The sequence below is a fragment of the Nitrospirillum guanabarense genome, assembly GCF_034653355.1.
Taxonomy (GTDB): Bacteria; Pseudomonadota; Alphaproteobacteria; order Azospirillales; family Azospirillaceae; genus Nitrospirillum.
Window position 1 is genome coordinate 2,086,553 of record NZ_JAYEER010000004.1, and the last position, 23,380, is coordinate 2,109,932.

The window sequence follows — 23,380 nt, forward strand, 5'->3', positions numbered from 1 at the left end:
CTATGCCTCCAGCCCCTTATCCGCCCGCGCCACCCAGCCCAGATCCACCACCGCCTTGATTGACGGCCAGGTCACCAGCCGCTCGCAGGCCTCACGATCGGCCCACAGCGCCGCCGCCGCGTCATCACCCGCCACCGGTTCACCGCCGGTGTACTCGGCCATGATCTCCACGATGGTGAAGTGGAAACGCACGCGGGGTTCCACTTCCGGCTCCGCCCCCGTGGGACGCGGGTCGCGGGTGATGCCGTCCACCGCCGTCAGCACGGCATAAGGCCGGCAGCTGACGGCCGTTTCCTCCCGCACCTCTCGGACCGCCGTCTGGAACAGGGTCTCGCCCAGCTCCTGGCTGCCGCCCGGCAGGCACCATTCCCCGGCCAAGGGCGCCTTGGCCCGGCGGATCAGCAGCAGGTGATTCCCCCGCCACACCAGCACCCCCACACCCACGCGGGGTTGGTCAGGATAGAGGTGGGGCGAGGCGGACGGCTGGTCGGACATGACGGCACCCAAGACAAAGGGCGGGCCCGTCACCGGACCCGCCCCTGTCATACCCCAAAGCCCGCCCGCCAGGCCAACACCTCGCGCCACGGCCGCTCCCCAAATTTCCTAGGCCGCGACCGCGGCCGTCGGAGCGTTGTGGGGAGCGTAGCGGACTGAAACGCGAGGACAAGCCAAGGCCACGGATGTGGCCGCCCGGCGCCTGAGGGAACTCTTAATACATATGCTGGCCGCCGTTGATGGACAGCGTGGAGCCGGTGATGAAGCCGGCGTCGTCCGCCACCAGGAACAGCACGCCGCGGGCGATCTCTTCCGCCTTGCCCAGACGGCCGACGGGGATCTTGGCGACGATCTTCTCCAGCACGTTGGGCGGCACGGCGCGCACCATGTCGGTGTCGATGTAGCCCGGGGCGATGGCGTTGACCGTCACGCCCTTGGCCGCGCCTTCCTGCGCCATGGCCTTGGTGAAGCCATGGATGCCGGACTTGGCGGCGGCGTAGTTCACTTGGCCGTACTGGCCGGCCTGGCCGTTGATCGAGCCGATGTTGACGATGCGGCCGAAGCCGCGCGCCCGCATGCCGTCAATGGCCACGCGGCAGGTGTTGAAGCAGGAGGCGAGGTTGGTCTGGATGACCTCGTTCCACTGTTCGAAATCCATGCGGTGCAACACGCCGTCGCGGGTGATGCCGGCGTTGTTGACGATGATCTCGATCGGGCCCAAGTCATGCTCGATCTTGGTCATGCCGTGGCGCACATCCTCGAAACTGGCCACGTCGAAGCGGTAGGCGGGGATGCCCGTCCGCTCCGTGAACTCGCGCGCCTTCTGCTCGTTGCCGCCGTAATTGGCCGCGACCTTGTAGCCGGCGTCCCTCAGCGCCACCGAGATGGCTTCACCGATGCCGCGGGTACCACCCGTCACCAATGCAACACGCGCTGTCATCTAATCCTCCCCTTTTTCCCGAGTCAGAAATCGACCATGGAGCATCACGCCTGAAGGAGGGTCGGCATTCGCCCGACATTCCGGCCCCCGTTCCCGTCAGGCGGGCGCGACGGCGTTCCCACCATCGCGCCAGCGCCCAACGGGCACCTACCTGGTTTCGCAACCAGGGAACACTCAATCGCGGGCCACGCACATGGCGATGCCCATGCCGCCGCCGATGCACAGCGTGACCAAGCCCTTCTTGGCGTCGCGCTTCTGCATCTCATGCAGCAGGGTCACCAGCACGCGCGCGCCGGAGGCGCCGATGGGGTGGCCCAGGGCGATGGCGCCGCCGTTGACGTTCACCTTGTCGTCGGGCCAGCCCATGTCCTTGTTCACGGCGCAGGCCTGGGCGGCGAAGGCCTCGTTGGCCTCCACCAAGTCCAGGTCGGCCACGGTCCAGCCGGCGCGCTGCAGCGCCAGCTTGCTGGCCGGGATGGGGCCCGTGCCCATGATGGACGGGTCGACGCCGGCGGTGGCCCAGGAGACGATGCGGGCCAGCGGCTTCACCCCGCGCTTGGCGGCATTCTCGGCGGTCATCAGCACCAGCGCCGCGGCGCCGTCGTTGATGCCCGAGGCGTTGCCGGCGGTGACGGTGCCGTCCTTGGCGAAGGCCGGGCGCAGCTTGGCCAGCGTCTCGGCCGTGGTGCCGGCCTTGGGGTATTCGTCGGCCTCGACCACCACGTCGCCCTTGCGGCCGGGCACGGTGACGGGGACGATCTCATCCTTGAAGCGGCCGGCCTTCTGCGCGGCCTCTGCCTTCTGCTGGCTGCCGGCGGCGAAGGCGTCCTGGGCCTCGCGGGAGATTTCCCACTTCTTGGCCACGTTCTCGGCCGTCGTGCCCATGTGGTAGTTGTTGAAGGCGTCCCACAGGCCGTCCTTGATCATGGTGTCCACCATGCTGGCGTCACCCATCTTGGTGCCGTTGCGCAGGTGGATGGCATGGGGGGCCTGGCTCATGCTTTCCATGCCGCCGGCCACCACCACCTCGGCCTCGCCCAGGCGGATGGCCTGGAAGCCCTGGGCCACGGCGCGCAGGCCGGACCCGCAGACCTGGTCCAGAGTATAGGCGGTCCGCTCCACCGGCACGCCGGCGGCGACGGACACCTGGCGGGCGCTGTTCTGGCCGGTGGCGGCCTTCAGCACATGGCCCAGCACGACCTCGGACACCTCGGCGGCGTCGACATGGGCGCGGCGCAGGGCCTCGGTGACGGCCACGGTGCCAAGAGCGACAGCCGACAGGCTGCTGAGCGCGCCGTTGAAGCTGCCGATGGGCGTGCGCGCGGCGCCGGCGATGACCACTTCGACCATGATGTTCCTCTCTTCCCGAACGATTTCATGCCCCGTCTATCATAGGGCGGCCCGCCCCGCCGGCGCCCCTGTCAAGGTTAACGGGGCCGGCGGGAAAAGGCGGTGGAAATTCCGGTGGGGGCGGCCTTTCGTCATCCCCCGCCCCTACTCTTGGCCATTTACCAAGGCGGGCGCAAGCATGCTCACCAGCCGCCGCACCACCAAAGCGCGAAACACCCTTGCGCCCGATTGCATCCTTCGCGCGGAAACTTAACTTGCGGGCCGCCATCGCGCCCTGATTCGGATCAAAAACAGCCTCTGTGACGCCGCGCACTTGGCAATAGAGGGAGCGCGCCTATATTGAGTGCTCACTCACTCTTTAATTCCTCCCTTCGGTGACATCCCGTGGCCCGGCCCAAAAGCGAAGAGAAGCGCGACGCCATCCTGGCGGCGGCCGTCCAGGTCATCGCCGACCAGGGCCTGGGCGCCCCCACCGCCCGCATCGCCAGCCTGGCCGGCGTGGCGGAGGGCACGCTGTTCACCTACTTCGCCACCAAGGATTTGCTGCTGAACCAGCTGTACCTGGCGCTGAAGGCGGAGCTGCGGCAGGCCATGATGACCGCCTATCCCGCCGACGGCGCCCTGCGCGACCGGGTGCGCCACATCTGGGACCGCTATGTCGACTGGGGCGTGCGCGGCCCGGCCAAGCGCCGCGCCATGGCCCAGCTGATCGTGTCGGACCGTTTGACGCCCGAGACCCGGGCGCTGGGCAGCGAAGGGTTCGCCCGCATCGACGGTGTGATGCGGGAGGGGGTGGCCCAGGGCCTGATGCGGGACCAGCCGCCCGACTTCGTCGCCGCCATCCTGACCTCGCTGGCGGAGACCACCATGGATTTCATCCTGCGCCAGCCGGACAGTGCCGAGCGTTACCGCGCCGCCGGCTTCGACGCCTTCTGGAACGCCATCAGCCGCTGACGGCCGATGCGTATGCACCGGGCCCAGGCCCACCCTCAACCCGATAAATGAGTGATTGAGCACTCAACATTTCCCTTCAAGGAGTTCCATCATGACCGACATTTCCAAGGTCTGGCTCGTCACCGGCAGCGCCGCCGGCCTGGGCCGCGACGTCGCCGAGGCCGTGCTGGCCACCGGCCATCGCCTGGTCGCCACCGCCCGCCAGCCGGAGCGGCTGGCCGACCTGCACGCCCGGCACGGCGACCGGGTGCGAACCCTGGCGCTGGACGTGACCGACGCGGCCGCCGCCCGCGCCGCCGTGGCCCTGGCGGTGGAAGCCTTCGGCCGGCTGGACGTGGTGGTGAACAATGCCGGCTATGCCGACGTCGCCCCGTTCGAGCAGATGGATCTGGAGGTCTTCCGCGCCCAGATCGACACCAACCTGATGGGCGTGGTCAACGTCACCCATGCCGCCTTGCCGGTGATGCGGGCCCAGCGCGCCGGCCATATCCTGCAAGTGTCCTCCGTCGGCGGGCGGCTGGGCCGGCCGGGCCTCAGCGCCTACCAGGCGGCCAAGTGGGCCGTCGGCGGACTGACGGAGGTGCTGGCGGGTGAGGTCAATCCGCTGGGCATCCAAATCTGCGCGCTGGAGCCCGGCGGCATGCGCACCGGCTGGGGCACCCGCTCGCTGCGCGACACGCCGGCCATCATGGCGGATTATCAGCCCACGGTGGGCGCGCTGGTGGAGATGTTCAAACCCTATCTCGGCAATGAGGCCGGCGACCCGGCCAAGATCGCCCAGTTGATCCTGCGCCTCGCCGACCATCCCACCCTGCCCCCGCATCTGCTGCTGGGCAGCGACGCCCTGCATTATTTCGGCCTGGCCGACGGCGAGCGCGCGGCCCAGCTGGCGGCGTGGGAGGCTGTCAGCCGCTCCACCGACGTGGCCTATGACGGCCCCGTCCCCGCCCTGCCGGAGACGGCGCCCCAGGCGGTGCTGACGCCGCCCGCCCGCTCGTAAGGACGCACGCCATGAGGGTCATCCTGTTCGGGGCGACCGGCATGGTGGGCCAGGGGGTCGTGCGGGAATGCCTGCACGACCCCCGGGTCACCCAGGTCCTGGCCGTGGGCCGCACCGCCACCGGCGTCACCCATCCCAAACTGTCGGAATTGACCCTTCCCGCCATGGCCGATCCGGGTATGACGGACTGGGAGACGCTGGACGGGCTACTGGCCGGCTATGACGCCTGCTTCTTCTGCCTGGGCGTCTCCTCCGCCGGCATGACCGAGGACGCCTACACCCGCGTGACCCACGGCCTGACGCTGGATGTGGCGCGGACGCTGGTCCGCCTGAACCCCGGCATGACCTTCATCTACGTCTCCGGTTCCGGCACCGACGGGACGGAGCGGGGGCGCACCATGTGGGCGCGGGTCAAGGGCCGGACGGAAAACGATCTGCGCCGCCTGCCCTTCAAGGCCGTGTATCTGTTCCGCCCCGGCCTGATCCCACCCCTGCACGGCGCCCGGTCCAAGACCCGGGCCTATCGCCTGTTCTACAGCCTGACCGCCCCGCTGCTGCCCCTGGCCCACCGCCTGTTCCCCCACCAGGTGCTGACCACGGTGGAGATCGGCCAGGCCATGCTGAACGCTGTCGAGAGAGGGGCACCCAAGGCGGTGCTGGAGACGGCGGATATTCGCAGGGTGGTCCCTTAAATCCACACGTCGTTCTGCGCCGTGCGCTCGCCAGCCCCACCATCACCGGTGTTGACCACGCCGCGCGGTTCGATCAGCAGCAGCTTCACCTCCGCTTCGGCCGAGGGTTTGTGCTCCACACCCTTGGGCACCACGGCCATCTCGCCGGGGCCCAGCGTGATGGCGCCGTCGCGGAAGTCCAGGCGCAGCGTTCCCTCCAGCACGATGAAGGTTTCGTCCGTGTCGGCGTGGGCGTGCCAGAGGAAGTCGCCCTGCAGGCGCGACAGCTTGAACTGATAGTCGTTCATTTCGGCCACCACCTTGGGCTGCCACCGCTCGGTGAACAGGGCGAACTTGTCGGCGAAGCGGATGGGAAGGGGCGGCATGAGGGGCTTCCGGAGTGATGGGGCAGGCACGATGCCGCTGCGGCGGCACGCCCGTATTGGACGTTCGTGCGTGGTGGGACGGCTCAAACGAAAACCCCGCCCACCGGATGGTGGACGGGGCTTCGACACTCTCAAGCCGGAAGGATCGGCGTTCAGCCGGCTTCGGCCTGGCGCTGGGCCTTCTTGCGGTCATTCGGGTCCAGCAGCAGCTTGCGCAGGCGGATGGACTTGGGCGTCACCTCCACCAGCTCATCGTCCTCGATGTAGGCCAGGGCCTTTTCCAACGGCATGGCCATCGGGGTGGTCAGGCGCACGGCCTCATCCTTGCCGGCGGCACGGATGTTGGTCAGCTGCTTGCCCTTCAGCACGTTCACTTCCAGGTCGTTGCCGCGGCTGTGCTCGCCGATGATCATGCCCTGGTACACCTTGGCGCCCGGCTCGATCATCATGGGGCCGCGATCCTCCAGGTTCCACAGGGCGTAGGCCACGGCCTCACCCTCGCCGTTGGAGATCAGCACGCCGTTGCGGCGACCCTGGATGGGTCCCTTGTACGGGGCGTAGCCGTGGTACAGGCGGTTCATCAGACCGGTGCCGCGGGTGTCCGTCAGGAACTCGCTCTGGTAGCCGATCAGGCCGCGCGACGGCACATGGAACACCAGGCGGACCTTGCCGGCGCCCGACGGACGCATCTCCAGCATGTCGCCCTTGCGCTCGGAAATCTTCTGCACGACGGCGCCGGAGAATTCCTCGTCCACGTCGACCACGACTTCCTCGATCGGCTCGCTGCGCTGGCCGTTCTCATCCGTCTTCAGCAGCACGCGCGGACGGGAGATCGACAGCTCATAGCCCTCGCGGCGCATGTTCTCGATCAGGATGCCCAACTGCAGTTCGCCACGGCCGGCGACCTCGAACGCGTCGGCGTTCTCGGTCTCGCGGACGCGCAGGGCGACGTTGCCCTCGGCCTCGCGCATCAGTCGGTCGCGGATCATGCGGCTGGTGACCTTGTCGCCTTCGCGGCCGGCCAGGGGGCTGTCATTGACGCTGAAGGTCATGGCCAGGGTCGGCGGGTCGATGGGCTGGGCCGCCAGGGGCTCGGACACCAGCGGCTCGCAGATGGTGTCGGCCACGGTGGTCTTGGTCAGGCCGGCGATGGCGACGATGTCACCCGCCTGCGCCTCTTCCACGCCCACGCGCTCCAGCCCACGGAAGGCCAGCAGCTTGGAAATGCGGCCCTGCTCGATCAGCTTGCCGTCGCGGGTCATCGCCTTGATGGCCATGTTGGCGCGGGCGGTGCCGGTCTGGATGCGGCCGGTCAGCAGGCGGCCCAGGTAGGGATTGGCTTCCAGGGTGGTGGCCAGCATGGTGAAGGGGGCGTCGACGTCCACCTTGGGCGCCGGCACATGGCGGCGCACCAGCTCGAACAGCGGGCGCATGTCCTCACGCGGGGCATCCAGGCTTTCCGCCGCCCAGCCGTTGCGGCCCGAAGCGAACAGCACGGGGAAGTCCAACTGTTCGTCACTGGCGTCCAGCGCGGCGAACAGGTCGAACACCTCGCTGTGCACCTCTTCCGGGCGGGCGTCGGGACGGTCCACCTTGTTGATGACGACGATGGGCTTCAGGCCCAGCTTCAGCGACTTGCCCAGCACGAACTTGGTCTGGGGCAGCGGGCCCTCGGCGGCGTCGCACAGCAGGATGACGCCGTCGACCATGCTCAGGATACGCTCCACCTCGCCGCCGAAGTCGGCGTGGCCGGGGGTGTCGACGATGTTGATGCGGGTGCCTTCCCACAGGACGCTGGTGCACTTCGCCAGGATGGTGATGCCGCGCTCACGCTCCAGGTCGTTGCTGTCCATGGCGCGCTCGGCGACCTGCTGGTTGTCGCGGAAAGCGCCGGACTGGCGCAGCAGCACGTCAACCAAGGTGGTCTTGCCATGGTCGACGTGCGCGATGATGGCGATGTTACGCATATCCATTGGACGCTAATCCCGCGAAGCTGGGGCCCGGTCCAAAAACGCGACGTGCGCCTGGCGATGGCCCAAAAACAAAAGCCCGCCCCCTGGCGCAACGCGCCGGGACCGGGTTTCACGGGGCGGAATATAGCTATTGGCAGGGTCGGGAGAAAGGCCCGCCGAAGGGGGTTGGACGCAAGAGGGGGTTACGGGTACCGCAAGGCAGACTATAAATTCGCCACGATCTTATTGGGTAAGCTCATGTCCGCCGGCCCTTTTCCACAATCGGGGCACCCTGGGCCGTCCCGCGCCGTCACAAAGACTTAACGCTGCCCGCCAGCGGATGGGTCGAAAAACAAGGAGGCAAAAATCCCGTCCGGGCGGTCCCGCCCCGGCCCCGTCACCCGTTCGGCCCCAAAGCCCGCCCGACCACCCGCAGCCGTTGGAGCCCGCGTCGCCCTTCGCCGCCCCCCGCCCTCAGCGCCGAGTGCTGGTCCACCCGATCGCCTTGGCGCTGCTCCCCTCCCTGACCCTGGCCCTGCCCCTGGTGTGCTGGTCCGCGCAGGGCCTCGCCCAAGGTGCGCCCACATCCCAGCCATCGCCGACCACCGCCGCGCCACCGGCCAAGCCGGACGACGCGGCCGGCAAGGACGCGCCCAAGGGCGGCGGACCGCAAGGTGCCGCCGCCCAGCCCGCCGACACGTCCCCCGCCGACACGTCCGATGACGCGGACACGCCCGGCGCGGCGCTGGCGCGCAAGGCGGAGCAGGCGCCGGATGGCGCCGGGGACGCCAACGACCAGCCGGATGCGGAGCCGCCGCCGGCGACCTACACCGTGGATTTCCATCCGGCCCCGGGCGTGGAGGCCGACGACGGCCTGATGGACGTGCTGCGCAGCGCCTCTTCCCTCATCACCCTGCAGAACGACCCGCCGTCGTCGCTGCTGGGCCTGGAGAAGCGCATCGACAACGACTACGACAAGCTGGCCGCCGCCCTGCGGTCCGAGGGCTATTTCGACGGCAGCGTCATGGTGAAGGTGGACGCCGACGCCAAGCCCGTGGCCGTGGTCATCGAGGTGACGCCGCGCCAGCGCTACACCATCTCCAAGATCACCCTGACCCAGACCGACGGCTCCCCGCCGCCCGGGGGCCCGCTGGACCTGGGCAAGCTGCACCTGAAGCCGGGCGACGCCGCCCGGGGGCCTGCCATCCGGGACGCGGAGGCCGCGGTGACCCCCCTGATGGCCACGCGCGGCTATGCCCGCGCCAAGGTGGGGCAGCGCGACTTGGCGGTGGACGTGCAGGCCCACACCATGGCCGTCGCCTTCACCCTGGACCCAGGCCCGCTGGTGCGCTTCGGCCCCACCACCTTCACCGGGCTAGGCCGCGTGGACCCCGAGGTGGCCTATGGCCGCCTGCCATGGAAGCCGGGCGACGTCTACGACCCGGCCAAGGTCGACACCGCCCGCAACAAGCTGACGGACCTGGGTGTCTTCTCACAGGTGCGGGTGGTTTTGGACGACGTGCCGGGCGAGGCGCAGCCGGACGGGTCGCGCGAGGTGCCCATGCTGGGCCAGATGGAGGAACGGGACCGCCACTTCATCAACACCGGCTTGACCTACGGCACCACCGACGGGGGGGCCGCCACCGCCACCTGGGGCGACCGCAACTTCCTGGGCGGGGCGGAGGCGCTGACCGTCACCGGATCGCTGGGCGGCGTCGGCCGCAAGAAGTTCCGCAATTCCGACGGGCTGGACTATAGCCTGGGCAGCACGCTGAAAAAGCCGGACTTCCTGGAGACGGACACCACGCTGAATCTCTCGGCGCTGGCCATTTCCGAACATCCCGAAGCCTATTCGCGAGACGCCATCACGCTGGGTGCCATCGTCACCCACCCGCTGATGCCGCACCTGACGGGCAGCGCCGGCGTGACCCTGGAACAGTCGTCCATCGAGCAGGACCTGACGGGCAACGGCGTGCTGACCACCACCGACAACACCCTGGTGGGGCTGCCAGTGACATTGAAGTTCGACAATACCGACAACCTGCTGAACCCGACCCAAGGGTATCGCTGGAACGCCGGCCTCACCCCCTACCTCAGCCCCCTGGGCGACAGCGGCACCTTCATCATCGGTAACGCGGGCGCCAGCGGCTATTGGGCGTTGGACGACGCCAAGGCCTATGTCTTCGCGGCGCGGGTGAACCTGGGCGCCGTCTTCGGCGGCTCGCTGGCCCAGGTGCCGGCCGACAAACGCTTCTTCGCCGGCGGCGGCGGCTCGGTGCGCGGCTACGCCTATCAGAAGGTGGGCCCGCTGGACGTCAATAACGACCCCACCGGCGGCCGCTCGCTGATCGAAACCAGCGCCGAGCTGCGCATCCGCCTGACCGACACCATCGGCCTGGTGCCCTTCATCGACGGCGGCAACGTCTTCGAGTCCGCCTACCCGGACCTGAGCCAGGGCATGCGCTGGGGCGCCGGCTTGGGCGTGCGCTACTTCACCTCTTTTGGTCCCTTGCGCCTGGACGTGGGTGTGCCACTGGATCGCCGCAGCGGCGACAGCATGTGGCAGCTGTACGTCAGCATCGGCCAGTCCTTCTGACGGAACCCGGCATGTCCGACACCCCCCCGCCGCCCGGTCCCGCCACCGCCCCCCCGCCGCCGCGTCCCCCCGGCGCCATTGGGGGTGGCGCCTGCTGTCGGCCGGGCATATCGCGGTCTTCGCCATCCTGGGCATCGTGGCCGGCCTGGCCGCCGCCGTGGGCATCGGCCTGTGGTGGATGGACACGGACTCCGGCCGCGCCTTCGCCACCCGCCAGGCGGAGGCCAATGTGCCGGGCCTGAAGGTGGAGGGCCTTTCCGGCCTGCCCTTCCACCCTCGGGTGGCGCGCGCCACCCTGGTGGATTTGATCACGGGCAAGCCCTGGCTGCTGGTGGAGGACGCGGCGCTGGACTGGCGGCTGCTGCCCTTGGCCCACCGCGAGCTGGCCGTGGACGCGCTCAGCGCCCGGCGCATCTGGGTGGCCCAGCCGGCCCCCTCGCTGGAACCACCGCCGGACGGCACGGTCAAGGACGACGCGAATCCGCTGACCCTGCCCTTCAGCGTCACCGTGGCCCGCCTGGACCTGCCGCGCATCGAGCTGGCGCCCAGCCTGGCCGGCGGCCAGGGGGCGGCGCTGTCCACCAGCGGCACGGTGCGTCTGGGGCCCAACCTGGATGGCGACAGCCGGCTGACCCTGACGCAGCTGGACGGCGGGGCCGCCCATGGCGAGCTGACCGCCCGCTTCACGGCACCCGGCCTGACCAGCCCCGGCAGCCTGACCCTGGAGCTGCGCGGGCAGGAGGAGGCGGGCGGCCTGGTGGCCCGCCTGGCTGGCCACCCTGAACTGGGCCCGCTGACTCTGGACCTGACGGGCAGCGGCCCGCTGGACCAGTTCCAGGCGCACCTGGACCTCAAGGAAACGCCGCAGCCGCTGAAGACAGCCGGCGGCGACACCATCACCCCGCGCGCCGTGGCCCTGGTGGCCGACGTGGGCTTGGCCCGGCCCAAGGGCAAGGCCAAGCGCGTGACCCTGAACCTGCGGGCCGCCCCCGGCCGTCTGCTGGCCGACAATCTGGCGCTGATGGCGGGCGACGCGGCCACGCTGCAGACGGCCGCCACCCTGGCCGACGACGGCACCATCACCCTCGAAGGCCTGGACCTGGGCGCCGCCTTCGGCCGCGTCACCGCCAAGGGCAGCCTGAAGGACAAGGCCGGCGACCTGACCCTGCAGCTGGTCCCGGCGGCACCCGAGGCGCTGTCCCCCGCCGTGCCCGGCCTGGCGCTGGGCAAGCTGGACGCGGTACTGCACACCACCGATCCGGCGGCGGGGAAGGCCGGCGCCAGGAAGCAGCGCGCGGTGACCGCCGACCTGACAGTGGAGGGCCTGGGCTACAACGACGCCCATGTGCAGCACCTGACCGCCTCCACCAGGCTGCGGGAGGATGGCACCCGCCTGCTGTTGGACCTGACATCCAAGCTGCAGGGCCTGAGCGCGCCCGGGCTGCCCTCCGCCCTGACCGATCACGCCGACCTGGCCCTGACCGGCGCGCTGGACCGCGCCAGTGGCGACATCCAGGTGGACAAGCTGGACCTCACGGGCGGCATCGGCCACCTGACCGGCAGCGGCAGCGCCCAGGCCTGGGGCCGCCAGGCCAAGGGCAGCCTGAAGCTGGCGGACGGCGAACTGGCCACGCTGATGGCGCTGGCCGGTGTGGGCAAGGAACCGGCGCCCGGCGCGAAGCCGGCGCCCGAGGACATCATCACCGGCCATGTGGCGGCGGCGGTGGAGGGCACGGTGGCCGACGGCGTGGCCGAGGGCACGCTGTCCGTGCAGGCGACCGACCTGCGCACCGGGCAGCCGACGGAGGACGCGCTGCTGGCCGGCAGGGCGGAGATCAGCGGCAAGGTCCGCGCCACCCTGGACGGCAAGGACGTGGCGCTCACCCCCCTGACGGTGCGCACCGGCGCCGTCGACCTGGCGGGCAACGTCACGCTGAAGGACAACACCTTGACGGCCGATCTGAAGGGCGGCGGCCAAGTGGTGGGCAACCCGGCCAGCGTGTCCGCCCATGTGGTCAAGACCGGCCCCCGCCTGACGGTACGCGACCTGGTGGCGGCATTGGGCCCCAACAAGCTGGAGGGGGGGCTGGACGCCGACCTGGACCGGCGGCTGGCCACCGGCAAGCTGGCCGCCACCTTCCCCGACCTGTCCAGCCTGGGCGCCCTGGCCGGCGCGCGCCTGGCGGGCCGCGCCAAGGCCGACATCGTGCTGGGCGCCGCCGCGGCAGCCCCGGCGCCCACGCGCGCCGTCAAACGGTCCAAGCCCAGGAAGGGCCAGCCCGCCCCGCCGCCCGTGGCCCCCGCGCCCGCCAGGGGGGCCACCCAGGGCGTGGACCTCAAGGTGGTGCTGGACGATTTGGTGGTGGAGGACCAGCGCATTCACCAGGCCAGCCTGGCCGGCCACGTCGACGATGTGCTGGGCAGCCCCCGCCCCAACGTCACCCTGGCGGCCGACGGCATCGAGGCGGGCCAGGTGCTGGTCAACAAGGTGACCGCCGCCTGGCGCGGCACGCTGGGCGAGGGCGACATCACCCTGGCCCTGGACGGCACCACCGGCGTGGGCGGCGTGGGACGCCGCCGCGCCTTCCAGGTGGAAAGCGCCGGCCACCTGACCCAGGCGCAGGAGCCCAGGTCACCCAAGGAGGCGCGAGGGCCCACCGTGGTCCGGCTGGACCAGTTGGACGGCCGCCTGGACCAGACCACCCTGAAGCTGGCGGCCCCCGCCACCATCACCGTGGCCAAAGGCAGCGTGGCGGTGAAGGGCCTGGACGTGGCGCTGGGCACGGGCCGCATCCGCGCCGACCTGGCGCTGAACGGCAAGGAAGTGACGGCGCAGGTGGAGGCGACGGCCCTGCCGCTGGCCCTGGCGGCCCTGGCCGACCCGGCGCTGACCCTGGCCGGCACCCTGGACGCCAAGGTGACGGCCAGCGGCACCGCCGCCAACCCCACCGCCGACGCCACCCTCAGCATCCGCGGCCTGTCCATGCAGCAGCTGGCCGTGACCCTGGACAGCGGGGCGACCGAAGCGCCGGGCACCCCACCCGAGGCCACGCCCGATGGCAAGCCGGCCGTCAGCGCGTCCGTCGCCAACAACCCGGCCAACGCCACCGGCGCCGACACCACCCCGGCCAAGAAAAAGACGCTGGAGGTCAAGAACAGCGCCGACCGGCGGCTGAACGCCGACGCCACCCTGACGGCGGCCTGGCGCAACGGGCGGCTGCGCAGCACCCTGGCCGCCCACACCGCCGACAGGGCGGTGGACCTGAACGCCGAGGCCGACACGCCCCTGGCCCTGAACCCGGAGACGATGTCGCCGGTGATCCAGGGGCCGGTCAGCGCCAAGATCAACGGCCGGACGGAACTGTCGCGCTATAACGACTTCCTCGCGGCCTCGGCCCAGCGCATGGGCGGCAAGGTTTCGGTCGACCTGGCGGTGGCCGGCACGGTGGCGGACCCCAAGGTCACCGGCGCCGTCGACCTGATCGACGCCAAGTACGAGAACGGCGGCACCGGCACCCAGATCTTTGGCCTGAACGCCCATCTGGTGGGCGACGCGCGCGGCCTGGCGGTGGAGAAGTTCCACGGCGGCACCGCCGATGGCGGCGCCGTGGATTTGAGCGGCCGCATCAACCTGGGCGATCCCAACGCGCAGGAGAAGGCGCCCGTGCTGGACCTGCACGTCACAACCACCAACGCCCGCCTGTTGCGCACCGACCCCATCACCGCGTGGGTGGACAGCGACCTGACGCTGAAAGGCCTGATGAACAAGCCGGACCTGGCCGGCACCGTGCGCCTGCGCGAGACCTGGGTGGGCCTGCCGGACAAGCCGCCGGCCGACGTGGCCGACCTGCCCGTGCGCTACGTCAACGGCCGGCCGCGCCAACCGCAGGGCCAGATGTCAGGCGCCGGCGGCGGGCTGCTGGTCCATCTGAAGGTGGACATCAAGGCGCGCAACCGCATCTACGTCCAGGGCCGCGGCCTGACGGCGGAGTTCGCCGCCGACATGCAGGCGCGCGGCACCAGCGCCGACCCGCAGCTGACCGGCCGGGTCTTCCTGGTGAAGGGCGATTTCAGCGCGCAGGGCCAGACCTTCACCCTGACCAAGAGCGACATCACCTTCACCGGCGACAGCGACCCCCTGCTGGACATCTCCGCCTCCTCCACCAAGGCGGACTTCACGGCCATCCTGAACATCACCGGCCGCCTGTCCAAGCCCACCGTGGCCCTGACCTCCGACCCGCCCCGGCCGCAGGACGAAGTGCTGTCCCGCCTGCTGTTCGACCGCCCCATCAGCCAGATCAGCGCGCTGGAGGCCCTGCAGCTGGCCCAGGGTGTCGCCCAGCTGTCGGGCGTGCTGGGCAGCGGCCCGGGCCTGCTGGACAACGTGAAGCGCAACCTGGGCATCGACCGGCTGGAATTCTCCAGCGCCGCCGTCGGCTCCAGCGCCTTCGGCACGGTCACCGCCGGCCGCTACATCAACAGCCGCACCTATGTCGGCGTCAGCCAGTCGGTGGGCGGCACCGGCACCAATGTCACCCTGGAATACGCCTTGACCTCCCGCCTGCGCCTGAACGGCGCCGTCGGCAGCACGGACGATACGGTGGGGCTGAAGTATCAGTGGGATTATTAGAGTTGTATGCGATCAACCCTAACCCAGGGAATAGGGCCGACCTTAGTGACTATGGCCTTGCTCGTCTTCTGAAAATTTGGATTTATCTTTAATGAAATCTAGAATTGGCCGCCAATATTCATCATCGGGGGTTTTATATAAGGCATTATGGCCATAGCCATGCAGCAGAACAAAAAATTTTTCCTGCCTCACCGCTGCAAAAATCTCGCGGCCGTCCTCGGAAGGGACCACTTTATCGCCATCGCTGGCGATTAAAAGCACGGGCGCGGAGATGGCCGGCGCAGCCCTCACATTGTTCCACCAGTCCGGCATCACGTGGGACATCAAGCAAGGAAACCAGCCAAGACGGGCCATCTGGGCGCGCAACGACACAAACGCGTTGGCGAGAATCAGCCCTTTCGGCTGTTCGTCCATTTGAGGCAACGCCTCCAGTAAAAGGCCGTTGCCCATCGAATGGGCCAACAGAAAAAGCCGGGAATTGCCGAAGCGGGCCTTCCCAAAGCCAAACGCCGCAAGCGCGTCCTGATGAAGAACTTCGAATGTGGGCCCTGGGGAACTGTCGCCCGAACCGGTGTAGTCGAATACCAGCGACGAGACACACCGGGCGTAGAGCAGCGCCTGGGCCTTCGCCCACATGGAAATGGTCTCGCCGACGCCGTGATAGATGACCACTCCCGGAGCGCCCGGGCAGTTTGGCGGAGCGCTGACAAGATATCCATCAAGATGGCGCGAACCGCTGGGAATTGAAACGCGTTCGAATGGAACGCTCAGGTCTTGCGGTGTTTCCGGACCATTCGGACCTGTGGTCAGGGTGTGCGCCATGATGAGATCACATCCGCTCAGAAGCAGGGCCGCGGCAATCAGCCCAGACATGGCCACCCCTCGCATGCCCGCCTCCGCGCATCGTCGCTCAGCGACATCATGCCGAACGGGCGGGGGGAGCGGAAAGGGCGTTCTCATGCCCGGATGGACTCCGGGGCTCAGATCTTTTTCAGCCTTTCCAAGACCCTTCCCCCCTGCCGATGGGAATCTCGTTCGCCGTGGCGAGCAAGGGTCCGACCAGGAACCGCGAGCCCGTCGAAGCACCCTGCCGCCGCTTGAGGCTCACTTACTGATAAACGCCCCGACCAGATCCTGCAGGTTCTCCGGCACCAGGGAGAAGAAGCTGAGCAGGGCCATCAGGCCGACCACGCCCAGCACCACGCCGGTGCCCCGGTTGATCCACAGCACGATGCGCGGCGTGAAGTGGTGGCGGATGAGGAAGGTGCCGCCGCACAGGATGGACCACCAGGTCAGGGACCCCAGGAACACGCCCAGGGTCATGGTGCCGGCCTTGGCATGGTCCAGCGCGCCGCCAAAGCCCACCACCACGGTGATGATGCCCATGATGGTGATGGGGTTGGTCACCGTCAGAAACAGGCCGGTGCCAACGGAGCCGATGAGGTTGCCGGCGTCGGGCGGCCGGTTCTTGCGCTCGTGCGGTTCCTTCAGCAGGGAATGGATGGCGGCGCCCAGCAGGAAGATGCCGCCGATGAGGCGCAGTTCCTTCACATGGCCCAGCAGGGCCTCAAGGATGGCGTTGACGCCGAAGGCCGCCACGCCGCCGAAGAAGCCATCCGCCAGGGCTGAGCCGAAGCCCGTCGCGAGCCCCGCGATGATGCCCCGCTCCACCGTCCGCCGGATGCACAGCAGGCCGATGGGCCCGACCGGCGCCGCGATGGCCAATCCCAGGACGATACCCCGGATCAACACGCCGAAATCGTCGAACAATGCGGACTTTCCCTGAGAATTAAGGCAGGCGGCGTTCCGGAGGGCTCCGGGAACGGACGCCGCGCTGGACATGGGGCCGCCCCCGTGATGCAACATCGGCGCACCGGGCGCAACGCCTAAGGCGACCAATCCCCTGTCGACCGCGTCGGGGTTCAGGAAAAATAGGGTGTCAAACCCCGCCGAACAGGTCGCGCACGCCCAGCTCGTCGCCGCGCCGCCGCTCCAGCTCCTGCGAATAGCGGCGCAGGGCGTAGGCCTCGGTCAGGTAGCCGACGACGCGGCGGCTGCTGACCCCCTCCACCACCGGCAGGCTGTCGGCGTCCCAATCGGCGAAGCGCTGCAGGGCCATGCGCACCGACTGGTCGGGCAGCAGGAAATGCTCGCGGTCGCGCGCCACCTCCGCCGCCCGCTGGTCGGCCGGCAGCTCGTGCTGCGGGTCGTGCACGGCGTTCATGTCGACCCGGCCGGCGAAAGCGCCGTTGGGGTCCAGGGCGAACACCGTCTTGGCGCTGCCGGGCGGGTAATGGCCGCGCAGGGCGCCCAGGGTGATGTCGTCCGGCACGGTCTTGGGGTCGCCGCGCATCAGCCGGCCCACGGTCATGTCCTTGACCCAGCCGATGTCGTGCCCGCCCCGGATCTGCACGCCGCGCTGATGGAAGCGCCAGGTGGCGAAGGAATAGCCGAAGGTCTCGCGCACCAGCAGGGTGGAGGCGATGACGCCCATGAGCACGCCGGCTGAGGCGCGTAGGTCGCCCGTCAGTTCCAGCACCAGCAGCACCATGGTCACGGGCGCGCCCACCACGGCGGCGGCCAGCGAGCCCATGCCCACCAGCATGACGGCGGAGCGCTGGGCCACCAGGTCCCAGGGCAGCAGGGTGCCGAGGTCCGACACCATGCTGCCGAACAGGCTGCCCAGCAGCAGGGAGGCGCTGAACAGGCCACCGCGGAAGCCCGCGCCCAGGCATAGGGCGGACGCCACGATCTTGGCCACCAGCATCACGAACGCCAGGCCCAGGCCATAGCCATGGTCGAAGCCGTACTGCAGCGCGCCCTGCCCGCCGCCCAGCACGCCCGGCAGCACCAGGGCCATGGGCCCCAGCAACAGGCCGCCCAGGACAGGATGCACGGCGCGCGGAATGGGCAGCTGGCGGAACAGCCGTTCCGCATGGGTGACGGCCTGCATGGTGAGGATGGCCAGGGCGCCGGCGGCCAGCCCCACCAGCAGGAAGGTCGCGAAGTCGCCGCCGCGGATGACCGGCGGCTCGGCCAGGATGAAAAGGGCTGGCCGGTTCAGGGCCATCTGCGCCACCTGGTTGGCCACAACGGCGGCGACGCAGACCGGTGCCAGGGTGGCCATGGTGTAGGTGCCGATGACCAGCTCGAAGGCATAGAAGGCGCCGGCCAGGGGGGCGGTGAAGGCGGCGGAAATGGCCGCGGCCGCCCCACAGCCCACCAGGGTGCGCAGATCGTTGCGCCGCAGGTTCAGGCGCCGGCCGAAGTTGGACGCCAGCCCCGCCCCCGTCTGGGTGAACGCCGCCTCCATACCCACCGAACCGCCGGCGCCGTGGGAAGCGACGATGGACAGCGTCAGGCGCAGACTGTCGCGCAAGGACATGCGCCCACCATAAAGGGCGTTGGCCTCGATGGGGTCGACCGTGTCGCGGGCGCGGCGGAACAGCAGCCCCAGGCCCGCCAGCAGGGCGCCGCCCACCACGGGGGCCGCCAGCGTCAGGGTGGCGGGGATGAACAGGGCGCTGCTGATGTGGTCGCCGAAGGGCACCTTGAAGGCCAGGCTGTGCAGCGCCAGCACCAGGGCGTGCAAACCCGCGACCGCCAAACCCACCCCGATGCCCACCGGCACGCTGAGCAGGGCCAGGGACAGCTCGGAGGAGCGCAGGCCCTTGGACGTCAGCGCATGGGTCAGCACCCGCCAGGCCACCGGCAGCAGGCGCCCGCCGCGCCGGCGCTGGTGCGCTCCACCCTGCTGCGGTCCATGGGTGGAGCCCATGGCGACCGCTGCCGTTCCTTCCGCCTCCGCCTCTGGCGCGGACTCCGGGCCGGAGGGCGCGGCCGGTGTCTGCGGGGAAGGCGGGAGGGTATCCATGGTATCGGGGAAATGGGGCCGCGTCCGGTCAGGACAAGGGTGATAGCAGGGGACCGGCCCGATATGGATGATAAAAGCGGCGCTTCTATGGAAAAGGGCGGCCGTCCCGGAGGACGCCGCCCTTCAGTCCCGCATCGCAGCCAGCCGCTGGATCAGCCGAAGCGGCCGGTGATGTACTGCTCGGTCTTCTCTTCCTTGGGCGCGGTGAAGATGGTGTCGGTGGCGCCATATTCCACCAGCTCGCCCAGGTACATGAAGGCGGTGAAGTCGGAGACGCGGGCCGCCTGCTGCATGTTGTGCGTGACGATGGCGATGCAGTAGTCGGGCTTCAGCTCATCCACCAGCTCCTCGATCTTGGAGGTGGAGATGGGGTCCAGCGCCGAGGTCGGCTCGTCCAGCAGCAGCACGGCCGGACGCACGGCCACGGCGCGGGCGATGCACAGGCGCTGCTGCTGGCCGCCGGACAGCGACAGGCCGCTCTGGCGCAGCTTGTCCTTGACCTCGGTCCACAGCGCGGTCTTGCGCAGCGCCTCTTCCACGCGCACGTCCATGTCGGCGCGGCTCAGCTTCTCATACAGCCGGATGCCGTAGGCGACGTTGTCGTAGATCGACATGGGGAAGGGCGTCGGCTTCTGGAACACCATGCCGACGCGGGCGCGCAGCAGGTTCAGGTCCTGCTTGGGCGACAGCAGGTTCTCACCGTCCAGCAGCACCTCGCCCTCGGCCCGCTGGTTGGGGTAAAGGTCGTAGATGCGGTTCAGGATGCGCAGCAGGGTGGACTTGCCGCAGCCGGACGGGCCGATGAAGGCCGTCACCCGCTTATCGAACAGCGGCAGATTGATGTTCCGCAGGGCGTGGAAGCCGCCGTAGTAGAAGTTCAGGTTGCGGACGCTGATCTTCTCGCGCATGTCGCCGTCGGTGGCGAGGGCCGCCTGGGACTGTTCCGCCGTCATGGAAAGCGCGGTCATGGGGATCACTGGCCTTTCTTGGTGCCGATGGAAGCGAGCATGCGGGCGCCGATGTTGAGCGCGAGGATGGCGACCGTGATGATGAGCGAGCCGCCCCACGCCAGGCGCTGCCAGTCCTCATACGGGCTGAGCGCGAACTGGAAGATGGTGACCGGCAGGTTCGCCATGGGAGCGTTCATGTTCACGCTCCAGAACTGGTTGTTCAGGGCGGTGAACAGCAAGGGCGCCGTTTCGCCGCTGATACGGGCCACGGCCAGCAGGATGCCGGTCATGATGCCGCTGCGGGCGGCGCGGTAGGTCACCTGGACGATGACCTTCCAGCGCGGCGCGCCCAGGGCGGCGGCGGCCTCGCGCAGCGAACCGGGGACCAGGTTCAGCATGTCCTCGGTCGTGCGCACCACCACCGGGATGACCAGCACGGCCAGCGAGATGGAGCCAGCCCAGGCGGAAAAGTGGCCCATGGGGACCACGACGATGGTGTAGATGAACAGGCCGACGATGATGGAGGGCGCCGACAGCAGGATGTCGTTGATGAAACGCGTCACCTCGGCCAGCTTCGTGCCCTTGCCGTATTCGGCCATGTAGGTGCCGGCCATGATGCCGATGGGCGTGCCGATCGCCATGCCCAGCACCGTCATGACGATGCTGCCGAAGATGGCGTTCAGCAGGCCGCCCGTGCTGCCCGGCGGTGGCGTCATCTGGGTGAACAGGCCCAGGTTGATGGCGCTGACGCCGTTGATCAGCAGGACCGCCAGGATCCAGACCAGCCATAGCAGGCCGAAGACGGCGGCGCCCACGGCCAGGCCCATGGTGATGGCGTTGCCGGCCTTGCGGCGCCTGTAGCGGCCCATCGCGAAGTTGGTGCCGGGAGGGGTATCGGTGACGGCCATGGGTCAGGTCCCCGCCTTGCGGTTCATGCGCACCAGCATCAGCTTGGCCAGCGACAGCACGATGAAGGTGATGATGAAAAGGACCAAGCCCAGCGCGATCAGGGACGAGGTGTAGGTGTCGCCCACCGCCTCGGTGAACTCGTTGGCGATGGCGGCCGAGATGGTGGTGCCCGGCGCCAGCAGCGAGGAGGCGATGCGGTGCGAGTTGCCGATGACGAAGGTCACCGCCATGGTCTCACCCAACGCGCGGCCCAGGCCCAGCATGACGCCGCCGACCAGGCCCACGCGGGTGTAGGGGATGGTGATGTCGCGCACCACTTCCCACGTCGTGGCGCCCAGGCCATAGGCGCTTTCGCGCAGCATGGCGGGCATGGTCTCGAACACGTCGCGGGTGATGGAGGTGATGAAGGGCAGGATCATGATGGCCAGGATCAGGCCGGCCGTCAGCACGCCGATGCCGTAGGGCGGGCCCTTGAACCAGGTGCCGATGCCCGGGACGGTGCCCAGCGTGTGGATCAGGAAGGGCTGAACGGTCCGCTGCAGGAAGGGCGCGAACACGAACAGGCCCCAGATGCCGTAGATGATGCTGGGGATGCCGGCCAGCAGTTCCACCGCGATGCCGATGGGACGCTTGGCCCAGGCGGGGCACAGTTCGGTCAGGAAGATGGCGATGCCGAAACTGACGGGCACGCCCACCAGCATGGCGATGGCCGAGGTGACCAGCGTACCGTAGATGGGGGCCAGCGCGCCGAACTTCTCCGTCACCGGATTCCAGATCTCGGTCGTGACGAAACCGAAGCCGAAGGCCTTGAGGGCCGGCAGCGCGCCATGGATGAGCGAAACGATGACACCGCCCAGGAGCGTCAGCACCAGGAGGGCGAAAAACAGGGTGGCGCCGCGAAACAGAAGGTCGTTGCGGCGCTGCGTGCGCGCCCGCGGACTCTCCGCGCTGATGTCCGATGCCTTTACCGCCATGTCCACCAAAGCACCCCTCCGGCCGTAGGCCCTGCGATAACCCGAACGCGATGACCTAATAAACCCGGATGTCTATCAAGGAAGCCGACAAAGAGGGAGAGGAGCCGTAGGCGACCCCTCTCCCGACCTTTGTCCCCCGGACCTGGAGCCCGGGGGCGCTTCCTTTTACCCGAGGACTTTTACTTCGACCAGACGGGCTTGCCGTCGGCGGTCTTCACCGTGGCCCACGACTTCTGGACCTGGGCGACCACGGCGGCCGGCATCGGGACGTAGTCCAGCTGCTCGGCGGCGGCCTGGCCGTTGTTGTAGGCCCAGTCGAAGAACTTCAGGGCCTCGGCGACGGCGGCGCCATCCTGCGGCTGGCTGTAGACCAGGATGAAGCTGGCGCCGGTGATCGGCCAGCTGTCGGCGCCCGGCTGGTCGACCAGCACCAGGTAGAAGCCCGGGGCGTTGGCCCAGTCGGCACCGGCGGCGGCGGCTTGGAAGGCCTTGATCTCCGGGCTGACGACCTTGCCGTCCTTGTTCTTCAGCTTGGTGAAGGTCAGGCTGTTCTGCTTGGCGTAGGCGTACTCGACGTAGCCGATGGCGCCTTCGGTCAGCTTCACCATGTTGGCGACGCCTTCGTTGCCCTTGGCGCCCAGGCCGGCGGCCCACTGCACCGAGGTGTTGGCGCCGACGCGATCACCGAATTCCTTGCTTTCCTTGGACAGGTAGGTGGTCCACAGGAAGTTCGTGCCCGACCCGTCGGAACGGTACACCGGAACGATGGAGGTGCTGGGCAGGGCCAGGCCGGGGTTCAGCGCCTTGATGGCCGGGTCGTCCCACGAGGCGATCTGGCCCAGGTAGATCTTGGCGATGGTCGGGCCGTCCAGCTGGATCTGGCCGGGGGCGATGCCCTTCACGTTGATGACGGGGACGACGCCGCCCATGATCATCGGGAACTGCTGCAGGCCCGCTTCCTTCAGCTCTTCCGCCTTCAGGGGCATGTCGGAGGCGCCGAACGTGACGGTCTTCGCCTTGATCTGCTTGATGCCGCCGCCGGAACCGATGGACTGGTAGTTCAGGCCCACGCCGGTCTTGGCCTTATAGGCCTCGGCCCATTTGGCGTAGATGGGGTACGGGAAGGTGGCGCCGGCGCCGCTGATGTCGGCAGCCTGGGCGGCGCCCACCATCATCACCGCGGCCGCGGCGGCAACCATGCCCTTCAGCAGGTTCTTCGGTTGAAAGTTCACGGGATTCCCCCACGGGTTGGAACGTCTTAGTCGACCGTCTCGGGGCCCCGGCCGGTTCGCCCAGGGCTATGCCCCGCGACCGCTTCCTGATCCCGTCTCGACGGGCGGACCCTAAATTCCGGGTCCTGAACCTTTGGTGACGAGTATGTTACGGTTTTATGAAACTGTGGGCGTTTTGTCGCAGGGCAAGGCCCCGTTCACGCCCCGTACCGCCTTGCGGACCGGCAACACCCCCGGCCGGCACGGGCGCGCCACCGGACACGGGCGATTCTCAAGTTCTTTTCAAGCGTCTCCGCGCCACCAGCACCGGCACGGTTTTTCTGCCCTGTCGCCGCCCGTCGCCGATAGTCGCAAGCACCTTCCCGGGTGCGCCCTATTCACAACACTATAGATGCAATCGATCATCCAAACCTCTTTTTGGGGGCCACCGGCACCCCTCCGGCCTCTACTACGGTAGTCCCGGATTT

The 23,380-nt window shown here is 68.9% G+C and carries 17 protein-coding genes; 5 read left to right on the forward strand and 12 right to left on the reverse strand.

Going from position 1 to position 23,380, the window contains the following annotated elements; all coding sequences use genetic code 11:
* From UAA55_RS27725 to UAA55_RS27735, 3 genes are all read right to left on the reverse strand, one after another.
* Window positions 1-495 (reverse strand): NUDIX hydrolase, encoded by a 495-nt coding sequence (locus UAA55_RS27725; protein WP_322956873.1) that lies wholly within the window; start codon window positions 493-495, stop codon window positions 1-3.
* Window positions 496-709: 214 nt separating this feature from the next.
* Window positions 710-1,435, reverse strand: coding sequence for an acetoacetyl-CoA reductase (gene phbB / locus UAA55_RS27730; protein WP_322956874.1), 726 nt, complete (start codon window positions 1,433-1,435; stop codon window positions 710-712).
* Between the two features lie 174 nt (window positions 1,436-1,609).
* The gene (locus UAA55_RS27735) at window positions 1,610-2,785 is read right to left on the reverse strand and encodes an acetyl-CoA C-acetyltransferase (protein WP_145611208.1); all 1,176 of its coding nucleotides are present in this window, start codon (window positions 2,783-2,785) and stop codon (window positions 1,610-1,612) included.
* A 384-nt stretch (window positions 2,786-3,169) separates the two neighbouring features.
* On the opposite strand from UAA55_RS27735, the gene UAA55_RS27740 reads away from it, so the two are divergent.
* The 3 genes from UAA55_RS27740 to UAA55_RS27750 all read left to right on the forward strand — a co-directional run bounded on the left by UAA55_RS27740 (window position 3,170) and on the right by UAA55_RS27750 (window position 5,431).
* Window positions 3,170-3,739 (forward strand): TetR/AcrR family transcriptional regulator, encoded by a 570-nt coding sequence (locus UAA55_RS27740; protein WP_322956876.1) that lies wholly within the window; start codon window positions 3,170-3,172, stop codon window positions 3,737-3,739.
* A gap of 91 nt (window positions 3,740-3,830) precedes the next feature.
* Window positions 3,831-4,739 carry an SDR family NAD(P)-dependent oxidoreductase gene (locus UAA55_RS27745; RefSeq protein ID WP_322956877.1) on the forward strand — a complete coding sequence of 303 codons (909 nt, stop codon included), beginning with the start codon at window positions 3,831-3,833 and terminating at the stop codon, window positions 4,737-4,739.
* An 11-nt stretch (window positions 4,740-4,750) separates the two neighbouring features.
* Window positions 4,751-5,431: an NAD-dependent epimerase/dehydratase family protein gene (locus UAA55_RS27750; protein ID WP_322956879.1), complete on the forward strand. Its 681-nt coding sequence runs from the start codon at window positions 4,751-4,753 to the stop codon at window positions 5,429-5,431.
* On the opposite strand, the gene UAA55_RS27755 is transcribed toward UAA55_RS27750, so the two are convergent.
* Together UAA55_RS27755 and typA are read right to left on the reverse strand one after the other, a co-directional pair.
* Complete coding sequence (locus UAA55_RS27755) at window positions 5,428-5,796, reverse strand: cupin domain-containing protein (RefSeq protein WP_322956881.1); 369 nt, start codon at window positions 5,794-5,796, stop codon at window positions 5,428-5,430. The genes UAA55_RS27750 and UAA55_RS27755 overlap by 4 nt on opposite strands.
* A 152-nt stretch (window positions 5,797-5,948) precedes the next feature.
* Window positions 5,949-7,769, reverse strand: a complete 1,821-nt coding sequence (gene typA, locus UAA55_RS27760; protein WP_322956882.1) for a translational GTPase TypA — start codon at window positions 7,767-7,769, stop codon at window positions 5,949-5,951.
* Between the two features lie 463 nt (window positions 7,770-8,232).
* Between typA and UAA55_RS27765 the strand changes: the two genes are divergently transcribed.
* Together UAA55_RS27765 and UAA55_RS27770 are read left to right on the forward strand one after the other, a co-directional pair.
* Window positions 8,233-10,344, forward strand: a complete 2,112-nt coding sequence (locus UAA55_RS27765) for a BamA/TamA family outer membrane protein (protein ID WP_322956883.1) — start codon at window positions 8,233-8,235, stop codon at window positions 10,342-10,344.
* Window positions 10,345-10,480: 136 nt separating this feature from the next.
* Window positions 10,481-14,974 carry a translocation/assembly module TamB domain-containing protein gene (locus tag UAA55_RS27770; protein ID WP_322956884.1) on the forward strand — a complete coding sequence of 1,498 codons (4,494 nt, stop codon included), beginning with the start codon at window positions 10,481-10,483 and terminating at the stop codon, window positions 14,972-14,974.
* Window positions 14,975-15,016: 42 nt separating this feature from the next.
* On the opposite strand, the gene UAA55_RS27775 is transcribed toward UAA55_RS27770, so the two are convergent.
* From UAA55_RS27775 to pstS, 7 genes are all read right to left on the reverse strand, one after another.
* On the reverse strand, window positions 15,017-15,847 hold the full coding sequence (locus UAA55_RS27775) for an alpha/beta hydrolase (protein ID WP_322956886.1): 831 nt from the start codon (window positions 15,845-15,847) through the stop codon (window positions 15,017-15,019).
* Between the two features lie 231 nt (window positions 15,848-16,078).
* Complete coding sequence (locus tag UAA55_RS27780; RefSeq protein ID WP_322956887.1) at window positions 16,079-16,744, reverse strand: LysE/ArgO family amino acid transporter; 666 nt, start codon at window positions 16,742-16,744, stop codon at window positions 16,079-16,081.
* Between the two features lie 169 nt (window positions 16,745-16,913).
* On the reverse strand, window positions 16,914-18,752 hold the full coding sequence (locus UAA55_RS27785; protein ID WP_322956889.1) for a chloride channel protein: 1,839 nt from the start codon (window positions 18,750-18,752) through the stop codon (window positions 16,914-16,916).
* Between the two features lie 248 nt (window positions 18,753-19,000).
* On the reverse strand, window positions 19,001-19,816 hold the full coding sequence (pstB, locus tag UAA55_RS27790) for a phosphate ABC transporter ATP-binding protein PstB (protein WP_040843855.1): 816 nt from the start codon (window positions 19,814-19,816) through the stop codon (window positions 19,001-19,003).
* Window positions 19,817-19,821: 5 nt separating this feature from the next.
* The gene (gene pstA, locus UAA55_RS27795; RefSeq protein WP_322956890.1) at window positions 19,822-20,706 is read right to left on the reverse strand and encodes a phosphate ABC transporter permease PstA; all 885 of its coding nucleotides are present in this window, start codon (window positions 20,704-20,706) and stop codon (window positions 19,822-19,824) included.
* A gap of 3 nt (window positions 20,707-20,709) precedes the next feature.
* Window positions 20,710-21,681 (reverse strand): phosphate ABC transporter permease subunit PstC, encoded by a 972-nt coding sequence (gene pstC, locus UAA55_RS27800; protein WP_322957775.1) that lies wholly within the window; start codon window positions 21,679-21,681, stop codon window positions 20,710-20,712.
* Between the two features lie 179 nt (window positions 21,682-21,860).
* Window positions 21,861-22,913, reverse strand: a complete 1,053-nt coding sequence (pstS, locus tag UAA55_RS27805; protein ID WP_322956891.1) for a phosphate ABC transporter substrate-binding protein PstS — start codon at window positions 22,911-22,913, stop codon at window positions 21,861-21,863.
* Between the last annotated feature and the right edge of the window lie 467 nt (window positions 22,914-23,380).

Bases quoted from the DNA above. Each gene is read 5' to 3' on its own strand.
- UAA55_RS27725 (WP_322956873.1), bottom strand. From the start codon at position 495: ATGTCCGACCAGCCGTCCGCCTCGCCCCACCTCTATCCTGACCAACCC.
- phbB (WP_322956874.1), bottom strand. From the start codon at position 1,435: ATGACAGCGCGTGTTGCATTGGTGACGGGTGGTACCCGCGGCATCGGT.
- UAA55_RS27735 (WP_145611208.1), bottom strand. From the start codon at position 2,785: ATGGTCGAAGTGGTCATCGCCGGCGCCGCGCGCACGCCCATCGGCAGC.
- UAA55_RS27745 (WP_322956877.1), top strand. From the start codon at position 3,831: ATGACCGACATTTCCAAGGTCTGGCTCGTCACCGGCAGCGCCGCCGGC.
- UAA55_RS27750 (WP_322956879.1), top strand. From the start codon at position 4,751: ATGAGGGTCATCCTGTTCGGGGCGACCGGCATGGTGGGCCAGGGGGTC.
- UAA55_RS27755 (WP_322956881.1), bottom strand. From the start codon at position 5,796: ATGCCGCCCCTTCCCATCCGCTTCGCCGACAAGTTCGCCCTGTTCACC.
- typA (WP_322956882.1), bottom strand. From the start codon at position 7,769: ATGGATATGCGTAACATCGCCATCATCGCGCACGTCGACCATGGCAAG.
- UAA55_RS27775 (WP_322956886.1), bottom strand. From the start codon at position 15,847: ATGTCTGGGCTGATTGCCGCGGCCCTGCTTCTGAGCGGATGTGATCTC.
- UAA55_RS27785 (WP_322956889.1), bottom strand. From the start codon at position 18,752: ATGGGCTCCACCCATGGACCGCAGCAGGGTGGAGCGCACCAGCGCCGG.
- pstB (WP_040843855.1), bottom strand. From the start codon at position 19,816: ATGACCGCGCTTTCCATGACGGCGGAACAGTCCCAGGCGGCCCTCGCC.
- pstA (WP_322956890.1), bottom strand. From the start codon at position 20,706: ATGGCCGTCACCGATACCCCTCCCGGCACCAACTTCGCGATGGGCCGC.
- pstC (WP_322957775.1), bottom strand. From the start codon at position 21,681: ATGGCGGTAAAGGCATCGGACATCAGCGCGGAGAGTCCGCGGGCGCGC.